The 10,685-nt window shown below is 64.4% G+C and carries 7 protein-coding genes and 1 pseudogene; 3 read left to right on the top strand and 5 right to left on the bottom strand.

Annotated elements, in window-relative coordinates; genetic code table 11:
* A pseudogene (locus tag KMAL_RS01875) lies at positions 1 to 572 on the bottom strand (DNA-packaging protein); the annotation flags it as partial.
* A 129-nt stretch (positions 573 to 701) separates the two neighbouring features.
* Here KMAL_RS01875 and KMAL_RS01870 point away from each other — a divergent pair.
* The 3 genes from KMAL_RS01870 to KMAL_RS01860 all read left to right on the top strand — a co-directional run bounded on the left by KMAL_RS01870 (position 702) and on the right by KMAL_RS01860 (position 5,300).
* Positions 702 to 2,318 (top strand): lysine--tRNA ligase, encoded by a 1,617-nt coding sequence (locus tag KMAL_RS01870; RefSeq protein WP_110094054.1) that lies wholly within the window; start codon positions 702 to 704, stop codon positions 2,316 to 2,318.
* Between the two features lie 160 nt (positions 2,319 to 2,478).
* Positions 2,479 to 4,449 carry a lysylphosphatidylglycerol synthase domain-containing protein gene (locus KMAL_RS01865; RefSeq protein WP_110094053.1) on the top strand — a complete coding sequence of 657 codons (1,971 nt, stop codon included), beginning with the start codon at positions 2,479 to 2,481 and terminating at the stop codon, positions 4,447 to 4,449.
* A gap of 188 nt (positions 4,450 to 4,637) precedes the next feature.
* Positions 4,638 to 5,300 carry a MarC family protein gene (locus KMAL_RS01860; protein WP_239019895.1) on the top strand — a complete coding sequence of 221 codons (663 nt, stop codon included), beginning with the start codon at positions 4,638 to 4,640 and terminating at the stop codon, positions 5,298 to 5,300.
* Between the two features lie 101 nt (positions 5,301 to 5,401).
* On the opposite strand, the gene KMAL_RS01855 is transcribed toward KMAL_RS01860, so the two are convergent.
* The 4 genes from KMAL_RS01855 to KMAL_RS01840 form a co-directional block, all read right to left on the bottom strand.
* Positions 5,402 to 5,995: a uracil-DNA glycosylase family protein gene (locus tag KMAL_RS01855; RefSeq protein ID WP_110094052.1), complete on the bottom strand. Its 594-nt coding sequence runs from the start codon at positions 5,993 to 5,995 to the stop codon at positions 5,402 to 5,404.
* A gap of 14 nt (positions 5,996 to 6,009) precedes the next feature.
* Complete coding sequence (locus tag KMAL_RS01850) at positions 6,010 to 6,714, bottom strand: NAD-dependent deacylase (protein ID WP_110094051.1); 705 nt, start codon at positions 6,712 to 6,714, stop codon at positions 6,010 to 6,012.
* A gap of 126 nt (positions 6,715 to 6,840) precedes the next feature.
* Positions 6,841 to 8,241, bottom strand: coding sequence for a c-type cytochrome (locus KMAL_RS01845; RefSeq protein ID WP_180999714.1), 1,401 nt, complete (start codon positions 8,239 to 8,241; stop codon positions 6,841 to 6,843).
* 51 nt (positions 8,242 to 8,292) lie between these two features.
* Positions 8,293 to 10,515, bottom strand: coding sequence for a PQQ-dependent dehydrogenase, methanol/ethanol family (locus KMAL_RS01840; RefSeq protein WP_110094049.1), 2,223 nt, complete (start codon positions 10,513 to 10,515; stop codon positions 8,293 to 8,295).
* Between the last annotated feature and the right edge of the window lie 170 nt (positions 10,516 to 10,685).

Below are 10,685 nucleotides of genomic sequence, written 5' to 3'. Positions count from 1 at the left end.
GGCCGGGGGGCGGCATCCTCCCACTTGGGCAGGGTGCGCCACACGCGCAGGGCGTCATTGGGCTGGATCTGTTCGGCGGGGATGCTCGCGCCGACATGCAGCGCATGGCATACGCTCTCCCCCCAGGCCCAGCCCATCTGGCGCATCCTGAACGCCAGCGCGGCCATCATCGGGCCATGTTCGCCATCACGCTGGCGCGCGATGCGTTCGAGCAGTCCGTCGGCCATGTCCAGCAGCAGGTCCGCTTCCGCATTTTCGACGCGGGCCAGCGGGAAGTCGAGCGCGCGCGCCAGTCCCCGCACCGTGGGGGGCACGGTCCGCGCGGGCATGGCGAAGGCGAACAGTTCCAGCAGGTCCAGCCATGGCGTTGGCTGTCCCGGTGGCGGCAGGTCGAGCCTGCGCGCGGTGGCGGGCGCATGGATGACCACGGGCGCGGGCCAGTGCTGCAGTTCGCGCCGCACGTCGTCATGCGAAAGCGACAGGATCTCCCCGTCGGGCGTCAGGACCGAACAGGCGTCATGTCTGACGATCAGGGCAGGCGCGGTATCCGGCAGGGACGGGGGGGCTGTCATGATCGTGAACATATAGGGCACATATGCGCGGATGTCGCCTGTTCCCTGTAACGGAAGTTATCTTTGCCGCCAATTATGGTGTAAGGTGACGATTGACCCGCCCTTCCGCAATTCATAGCTTTCGGCCCCATGTCAGAACAGTATCGCATTCCCTCCTCCCCGCTGCCCAAGGCATGGCCTTTCGAGGAAGCCGCAAAACTCGCGGCCCATGTCGGTGACAGGGCCGTCAGCGTCGAACGTCCCGTCCTGCTGGAAACCGGGTACGGGCCATCGGGCCTGCCGCATATCGGCACGTTTGGCGAGGTCGCGCGCACGTCATGGGTCCGTCAGGCCTTTGGCGCCATCACCGGCAAGCCGACGCGCCTGCTGGCATTTTCCGATGACATGGATGCCCTGCGCAAGGTGCCCGACAATGTCCCCAACCAGGACATGCTGCGCCAGTATATCGGCAGGCCGCTGTCGCGCGTGCCCGACCCGTTCGGCACGCATGAATCGTTTGCCGCGCACAACAATGCCCGGCTCCAGGCCTTCCTCGACAGTTTCGGCTTCGACTACGAATTCGCGTCCTCCACCGCCTATTACGAAGGCGGCCGTTTCGATGCGGCCCTGAAGCGCGTGCTGGAGGTGCATGACGAGATCGTGGCCGTCATCGCGCCCACGCTGGGCGCGGAACGGCGCGCCACCTATTCCCCCGTCCTGCCGATCCACCCGCGCACCGGGCAGGTGATGCAGGTGCGCATGGATGCGATCGACCCGGTCGCGGGGACCGTGCGCTGGACCGATGAGGACGGCGAGACGTTCGAGACCCCGGTGACCGGCGGCCATGCCAAGATGCAGTGGAAGGCCGACTGGGCCATGCGGTGGTATGCTCTGGGCGTCGATTATGAAATGTCGGGCAAGGACCTGATCGACAGCGTGCGCCTGTCGGGGAAGATCTGCCGCATCCTTGGCGGGCGCGCTCCGGCGGGCCTGACCTACGAACTGTTCCTTGATGAAAACGGGCAGAAGATCTCCAAGTCGAAGGGCAACGGCATTTCGGTGGAGGAATGGCTGCGTTATGCCCCGCCCGAAAGCCTGGGGCAGTACATGTTCAACGCCCCGCAGCGCGCGAAGCGGCTGTTTTTCGACGTGATCCCCAAGGCGACAGACGAATACCTCGCCAACGTGACGCGCGCGCTGGCGGCGCAGAAGGCGGATGACCCCGCGCTGTGGGCCAACCCGGCATGGTTCATCCATGCAGGCCACATCCCCGACAATGCGGGCAGCCCGATCACGTTCGGCATGCTGCTCAACCTCGCCAGCGTGGCCAACGCCGAAACGCCGGACGTGCTGTGGAAGTTCATCCAGCGCTATGACGCGGACGCCACGCCCACGCGCGACCCGATGCTGGCGCGACTGGTGGACCACGCGATCGTCTATTACGCCGATTTCGTGCGTCCGACGAAGCAGTACCGCGCGCCCGAGGGGAAGGAACGTGCCGCCCTGTCCGACCTTGCCGAGGCCCTGCGTGGGATGGACGCGGCCACCGCCACGCCCGACGATTTCCAGAACCTGGTGTTCGAGATCGGCAAGCGGCACGGGTTCGAGCCGCTGCGCTCCTGGTTCGGCTGCCTTTACGAAGTCCTGCTCGGGCAGAAGGAAGGGCCGCGTTTCGGGATTTTCATCGCGCTTTATGGTGCTGGCGAAACCGTCGCCCTGATCGAGGCCGCCCTGACCCGCAGCATGTCGCAGGCCACACAATCGTAGGCGCGCCGCAGAGTGCACGTGCGATGATTTCGCGTCCGATGGGACCGTATTTCCCGTGACGCCCGGCCTTCCCCCGTCACGCCCGCCCGGATCATCCCCCGCCGCCGAAGGGAAGGGGGAGACGGGCGGTCGCAGGTGGCTGCGGCACCTGCCCCATGTCATGGGACTGGTGCTGATGGTCGCCGCCATCATTGTCGTGCAGCGTGAGATGCGTCACCTGCACTGGGCGGACATCCGTCACGCGCTGGCGATCATCCCGGCCACGACCCTGTGGGCGGGGGCGGGGATGACCGTCCTGTCCTATGTCATACTGTCCTTCTATGACTGGCTGGCGGTGCGCCAGATCGGGCGCACGCTACCGTTCCGGCGCACGGCGTTTGCGGCCTTCTGTTCCTATGTCCTGTCGCACAACCTTGGCTTTTCGGCCATTTCCGGTGCTGCCGTACGCTTCCGCCTGTATGGCAACTGGGGCCTGCGCCCGCTGGAGGTGGCGCAGATCATCGCATTCTGCTCCGCCACCTACCTGCTTGGCGCGGCGGTCCTGATTGGTGGCGTCCTGCTGTGGGAGCCTGAAATGGTGCCGGTTGTCGGCGCCCGGGTGCCGCACCTGCTGCTCGAAGCGGTGGGACTGCTGCTGTGGGGCGGGGTTGCGCTGTATATCCTGCTGGGCCGTCGCCTGAACGAGGTCACGCTGTGGCGGTGGACCATTACGTTCCCGTCCTCCTCCATGGCGGTGGCGCAGACGGTGGTGTCGGCGGCGGAGGTCGCGGCGACGGCGGGCATTGCCTACATCTTCCTGCCTGAAGCGCCGGGACTGGGCTATGGCGTGTTCCTTGCGATCTATATCGCGTCCTATACCGCAGGGCTGGTGGCCAGCGTCCCGGGGGGGCTGGGTGTCTTCGACGGGGCGATGATGCTCGCGCTGGGCAGCTACATGCCCAGCACCAGCATCATTACCGCCATCCTGATCTTCCGGCTGTTCTACTACATCGTCCCGCTGTTCCTTGCGGGGGTGATGTTCGCGGGGCATGAACTGTTCCTGCGCGGGGATGCGGTGCTGCTGTCGCGCAAGGCGGGGAAGGACAGTCCCGCGCGCGGGCCGCGCACCACCCGGCCCAGCGTCGTGATCCGTGAGAGCGAGGCGGATTTTTCCGTCGCCGTGGCCACCGGCGCGGTGTCGCTGTGTGGCGGGGTGCTGATCGCGCTGACCATCCTTGACCCCGAAACGTGGGACAATGCGGCCGGGCGGCTGCATACGCTGTTCGGCATGGCGGGGGATTACCTGCTGTCGCTGATCGGTGTCGCGCTGATCGGCCTGGCCATCGGCCTGTCGCAGCGCGTGACACTGGCGTGGAAGGTCACGCTGGGCCTGCTGGCGGCGGCGGCGGGCCTGACGCTGCTGCGCGGTTCCCCCCTTGTGATCCCGGCCCTGATGGCGCTGGTGGCGATCCTGATCGCGCCGTTCCGCAATTCCTATTACCGCCATGCCCGGGTGCTGAGCGAACCGCTGTCCTTTCCCACGATCATGTCGCTGCTGCTGCTGATCGCCTGCGTGGTCGTGCTGGCCTGTGCGGGGCCGCATGACGCGCTGGGGGGAAGCTGGTGGGAAATCATGCTGTTCGCGTCCTCGTCCGGGGTCGGGCGCTGGACGATGGGGCTTGCGGTCATGCTGGGGCTGCTGATGATCATGCGCCTGATCCGTCCCGGCCGCATCGCCATCGAGCCATGGGATGGCGAAGGGCAGGCGCGTTACCACATGCTGGACCATGCGGTTGATGCCGTGGGTGTGGCATGGATGCCATCGGGCCTGATCGTGGGCGCGCGGGGACAGGCGCTGCTGCCGTTCGTGCGGCGTGGGACGTTCCTGATCGGGCTGGGTGATCCCGCCGGCAATGCGGAGGACTGCGTGTCCGCGATATGGTGGCTGCGTGACCTTGCGGTGCAGGAGGGGCGGCAGCCTGCCTTCTGGTGCGTGGGATCGATGTTCCTGTCGGTTTACAACGACCTGGGGCTGACGGCATGGCCGCTGCCGGTTTCGGCGCAGGAGGCCCATTCCCCCGGCATGGAGACCTTTTACCTGTGCGCACGGGCCAGCGATGCGCGCGTTCTGCAATCGCTCATGCACAACTAGGGGTGGATAAGGCGTGGATCTGCGGATAAGGCATGTCTTTGGACATTGCAGGGCATGTTCCGCTGGCCTCGTGGGGGAGGATGGCGGGGCAGGCCGGAGAAAAGGCATGAAGCGTGGCCGTTTCCCATGACGTGCTGACCCATCTGAGCGTGCCCATCGGCCTGACCAGTGCGTCGGGCGCGTTCCTGATGGCGTTCCCGGCGCTGTTTTCCATCGTCAACCCGTTGGGGGCCGCGCTGATCTTCGCGCAGGTCACGGCCGGGCGCAGCCGGGCGGAATGTCTGGCGCTGGCGCGGACGGTGGCGTTCTATTCCGCCATGCTGATGATCGCCTCCATCTGGATGGGGGGCACGATCCTGTCCTTCTTCGGCATCACGATCGACGCGCTGCGCATTGCGGGCGGCCTGGTGGTGGCGGTGCGGGCCTGGGCGCTGTTGCAGGCGCCCGAGACCGAGGAGGCGCGCAAGCAGGCGCAGGCCAGCCAGGGGGGGCTGAGCGCCACGCGGACCAACGGGATGGAACTGGCGTTCTTCCCGCTGACGATGCCCTTTACCGTCGGGCCGGGCACCATTGCCGTGGCCATTGCGCTGAGTTCCGAGGGATCGGCTGGCGTCAGCACCGTCATGTTCTATGGCATCCTGTCTGCCGCGGCGCTGGCCGTGGCGTGCATCATCTGGATCGCCTATGCCTATGCGGAACAGTTGATGAAGCTGCTGGGGACGACCGGGACGCGCATTGTCTCGCGTCTTGTGGCGCTGATCCTGCTGTCGATCGGGGTGCAGATCCTGATTTCAGGCGTGCAGGGAGTCGTCATGTCGATGGCGCGCAATGTCGTGCAACTGACGCACTGAGAAAAACCGGAACAAAGGTTTTTCTGGTGAAGCGTTTTTCCCAAAACGCCTCGAAAAACGCCGCCACCTTGTAAACGGCAGCATCTGCAGGCTCCGGCCCTTTACAGCAGCGCATGCACCGCGCCGCGCAGGGCGGGCAGGACTTCCGCCGCGAACCATGGGCTGCGGCGTTCCCATGCACCGGTCCGCCATGACGGGTGCGGCAGGGGAAAATACTGCGGCAGGAAGTCACGGTAATGCCGCACGCGATCCTCGACCTTGCCCGGACCCAGCACATGATTCTGTGCATAGGACCCGACCAGAAGCGTCAGGCGGATATCGGGCATCAGCGCCAGCACCCGGTCGCGCCACAAGGGCGCACATTCCCGGCGCGGCGGCCTGTCGCCGCCCTTTGGCATGCGGCCGGGATAGCACATGCCCATCGGCATGATGGCGATGCGCGCGGAGTCATAGAAGGTCGCGCGGTCGATCCCCAGCCAGCCGCGCAGCCGATCGCCAGAGGCGTCGTTGAAGGACTGTCCCGTTTCATGCACGCGGGTGCCGGGCGCCTGGCTGGCAATCAGGATGCGCGCGGTGGAGGAGACATGCAGCACGGGACGCGGGCCGAGCGGCAGGACGGAGGCGCATGCGGTGCAGGCGCGGATGTCGCGCACCAGTTGTTCCAGCGCCTGTGCCCCGGCGTCCTCGGCCAGCATGGTGGTGCGGGGCTTCATGACCCGGTGACGTCGCGTACCCATCGGGGCACCGTTTTCGTGGCAGGGCCAAGCATCGTCTGGTCGAACAGGTCTGTCCCGGCGGAAGGTTCCATGTTGAATTCCATCGTATCGGCATGCGTGCGGGCCTGCTGCACAAATCCTGCGGCAGGATAGACCACGCCTGATGTTCCGATGGCCACGAACAGGTCGCACGCCTGCAATGCGGCCTCGATCCGGTCCATGTGATAGGGGATTTCCCCAAACCAGACGACATCGGGCCGCAGTGTCGGGCGATGGCAGTGCGGGCATGGTGTCCGGGGCAGGCAATCAGCATGCCATGCGGGCGTGGCCCCGCAGGAAGTGCAGCGCACCCGCATCAGTTCCCCATGCATGTGTACGACATTGCAGCTGCCCGCGCGTTCGTGCAGGTCATCGATGTTCTGCGTGACAATCACGACTTCACCGTCCCATGTTCCCGTCGCGGCGCAGTCCTCCAGATGGGCAAGCGCCCTGTGCGCCGCATTGGGCCGTACATTGGCCAGTCCGGCACGCAGCCCGTTATAGAACCGGTCCACCCGCAGCGGATCGCGCGCAAACCCTTCGGGGGTGCAGATGTCGGAAATCCGTTCGTGGTTCCACAGCCCGTCTTCCCCCCGGAAGGTCTGAAGGCCGGATTCCTGGCTTATTCCCGCGCCGGTCAGGACAACGATGCGCTGCATGGGGGCTTCCTGTCTTCATGGCTGTCTGCTGGCACAGTGTGGACGATTGGCGCGCATAAGAAAACCGCCGCAGACAGTGTCTGCGGCGGTCCCTGATAGTCACGACCGGTATGGAACCAGTCAGCCTTACTGCGCGTTGTCTGCGCCGGTGTGCGTCTGCGGTGCAAACGTCCAGCCATGGCCATAAGGCTGCGGCTGGAAGACCAGCCATCCGCTGCTGGTGGCGTTCCAGCCCGCGCTGGAGACCGGGGCCCCCGTGTCGCGCAGCTTGGTAACGTCGGCGGCAGTGACGGTGCCCTGCGCCTTGTTGCCCCAGCTGGTGCGGATGAAGTTGACAACGTCCGCGATCTGCTGGGCCGACAGCGACTTGCTGTAACCCGGCATCGCCACGGCGGACGGTGCCCAGTTGCTCGGCGGCAGGACGCCACCATGCGTGATCACGTTCACCAGCGAGGTCGGGTCGTCGGTCACGACAACCGGGTTGCCAGCCAGCGGCGGGAACATGCGCGGCACGCCACCACCGTCGTTGCGGTGACAGATGGCGCATTCCTTGACGTAGGTATCGGCGCCCGGAATGCTGGAGATGTTGCCCGAAGCCAGCGTGTTCGCCGTCGTCGCGTCATAGCTGTAGGGGGCCTGCGACGGCGGGACCGGCGGCAGGCTCTTCAGGTATTTCGCGATGGCATGCAGGTCGTCATCGGTGAAGTACTGCGTGCTCCACGCCACGACATCGCCCATTCCGCCGAAGACGGCCGAGTGGTCGATACGGCCGGACTTCAGGAACAGGTAGATGTCATCCTCGGACCAGCGTCCCAGACCCACGTTCGGGTCGTTACGCAGGCTGGGGGCGACCCAGTTGTCGATCGGTGCGCCACCGGCCAGGAAGTCGGGGCCACCCGAAGCATCCAGGGCCTTTTCCTGCATGGCGAAGCCACGCGGGGTATGACACGCACCGCAATGCCCGGCGCCCGTCACGAGGTATTCACCACGTGCGACCTCAGGATCCGTACCGGGGGCCGGCGTGAAATCCTTCGGCGAGGGGGAGAACATCATGCGCCAGATCGACAGCGGCCAGCGCATGGACATCGGCCACGAAATCTCGGGCTGCTTGTCCGGCTGCGCCACCGGCTTCACGCCGTGCATGAAGTACGCATACAGCGCACGGGTATCTTCCTTCGTCATGCGGGAGAAGGAAGGATAGGGCATCGCCGGATACAGCGTGGAACCATCCTTGCGGATGCCATGACGAACGGCCTCGTCAAATTCCTCGTAGGTGTAGCGGCCGATACCGTACGTGGGATCGGGGGTAATGTTGGTCGAGTAGATCGTCCCGATCGGGCTCTTGATTTCAAGCCCGCCGGCATATGCCGTTCCGTGCAGGGCCGTGTGACATGCCACGCAGTCACCCAGCCTTGCGACATATGCCCCTTTCTGGACCAGCTCGGCATCGGGCGTCTGCGCCAATGCCGTGCCAGCCAGCAGACTAAGCGCTGCCGCGCCGAAAGTCACCTTAAGCCTGTTGATCATTATGTTCACCATCATGCGTCGCGTTGATGCGAAAAATTAAGAAAAGCGGGTTTACGGCAGCTGCTCGGGGATACCGGCTGCGTTCTTCCGCGCATCAACTTCCCGCTGGTAGGTTTCGTTCGCACGCTTGATCAGGTACTGGCGAATATCCTCGATCTCGTTCGGGTTCATGTTGCCGTCGAAGCGATCCATGCCGTAAGCGGTCAGCGCACCGCGACCAACGACGTTGTAGAACGCATCGGTGTGGCGGATGGAACCGGACCAGCGCAGATCAGGCAGCACGCCCGCGCCTTCGGCGTTATCGCCATGGCAGGCCGCGCAGTAGGTCTGGAACTGGAAGTAGCCGTTATCGGTGCGGCTCGCATCGAACTTTTCAGGCGGCTTGACGGGCAGGAAGCCCTGGTCGTTCTGCTTCGGCATCGGACCGGCCTTGCCGTCGAGCGAGAAGGCAATCACGTGGGAGTGGTTGACCGTCCAGCCGCTGGTGCGCGCAAGGCCACCAAGGAAGAACGGATAGATGCCGCCCCAGCCCACTTCGACCGCAACATACTGCTTGCCCTTGGCAAGGTAGGTCACAGGCGGAGCGATGATGCCGCTGTCTGCCGCGAAGTGGAACAGGTCCGTGCCGTTGGTCGCGTCATAGGCGTGGAATTCACCATTCGCCAGACCCTGGAACAGCAGGTCACCACCGGTTGCAAGGATACCGCCGTTCCACGGCCCCTTGTGGTCAACGCGCCATGCTTCGGCCTGCTTCTGCGGATCCCATGCGACGATCCAGCCCTTCAGGTCCTTCACGAAAGCGGCTTTCGCTTCGGGGGAGTCGGGGATGCCGACCTTGTTCATGTCAAGGCCAAGGTTCCAACTGTCAGGATGCGGAAGGAACCCACCCTTCTGGTTGGTGTACAGGAAGGGAACCTGCTGTGCGGGGATGTAGACCAGACCCGTCTTGGGGCTGAAGGCCATCGCCGCGAAGTTGTGGCCACCAAGGTCACCCGGAATGCCGTACCAGTCCTTGCCCGTAAGCGTATACAGCGCGTCTGGGTTGTAGATCGGACGACCCGTCTTCGGATCCAGGCCGCTGGCCCAGTTCACATAGACGTAGTTCTTGCCGGAGATGAACTCGCCGGTCTTGGCGTCGATGATGTAGAAGAAGCCGTTCTTCGGCGCATGCACGACGACGTGGCGGGTTTCACCATTGATCGGCAGGTCAAGCGTCATGATCTGCTGGACCGAGGTGAAGTCCCACTGGTCCATCGGCGTTTCCTGGAAGTGCCAGACATATTCGCCGGTTTCAGGCTTCAGCGCGACGATGCTGCCCAGGAACAGGTTGTCGCCCTTGCCTTCGGAACGGTACTTGTAGTTCCACGGCGAGCCGTTACCCACACCAAGGTAGACCAGGTCACTCACGGGGTCATAGACGATGGAATCCCACACGGTGCCGCCGCCACCCTGGCGGGTCCAGGCGCCGGTCGGGCTCCAGGTCTGGTAGGCCTTGTTCATCAGCACGCTGTCGGATGCTGCGTGATCGGGTTCGTTCTTGGGGTTGGGAACCGTGAAGAAGCGCCAGTCGACCTTGCCGGTTTCCGCGTCGAACGCGGTGACAAAGCCACGGGCACCGAATTCGGAACCACCGTTACCGATGATCACGCGGCCCTTGGCGATGCGCGGGGCGCCGTCAACCGTATAGGAACGCTGCTTGCCGAGTTCGGCTTCGGGGGGAATGGTGTTCACGCTCCAGACCAGCTTGCCGGTCTTGGCGTCCAGGGCGATCAGGCGACCGTCGAACGTGCCGAAATAGACCTTGCCATTCCAGTACGCCGCACCGCGGTTGACGGTGTCGCAGCAGCCCTTGTCGGCGATGTTGCCGGGCACGCGCGGGTCATAGGACCACAGCAGCTTGCCGGTGGCGGCGTCGATCGCCTTCATCATGCTCCAGTTGGTGGTGGCGTACATGACGCCATCGACAACCAGCGGCGTGCCTTCCTGGCCACGGTTGGTATCAAGGTCCAGATACCAGGCCAGCTTGAGGTTTCCGACATTGGAACGGTTGATCTGATCCAGCGGGCTGTAGCGCTGTTCAGAATATGTGCGACCATAGGTCATCCAGTCGCCGGGATGGTCATCCGCATGGATGATCGCCTCGCCCGTCTGGCCCTGACCCTCATCAGCGGAAAATGCCATGTTGGCGTAGCCGGAGACGAGAGCCGCACATATCGTTCCGGCTGTAAGCGTTCTGCTCAGAGAACGTCTTTTTCCGAAAACGGCAGAAATCATATGTGATGTCCTCAGAAAACTAACGGTTTCGAATTCGGGACGCCGCCGCTGCAACTTTCCGCCGCAGGAGGCTTTTCATTTCCAGGGGCAGGAGCGGAGCCACAAATCCGGCCCCAGTCACTACACGTCCCCAAGGGATTGAAAAACCGGCCTTCGGCAGGGAGAAAAAG

The sequence above is a fragment of the Novacetimonas maltaceti genome (assembly GCF_002906255.1).
In the GTDB taxonomy this organism is placed as follows: domain Bacteria; phylum Pseudomonadota; class Alphaproteobacteria; order Acetobacterales; family Acetobacteraceae; genus Novacetimonas; species Novacetimonas maltaceti.
This window is presented reverse-complemented; position numbering and strand designations above follow the sequence as displayed.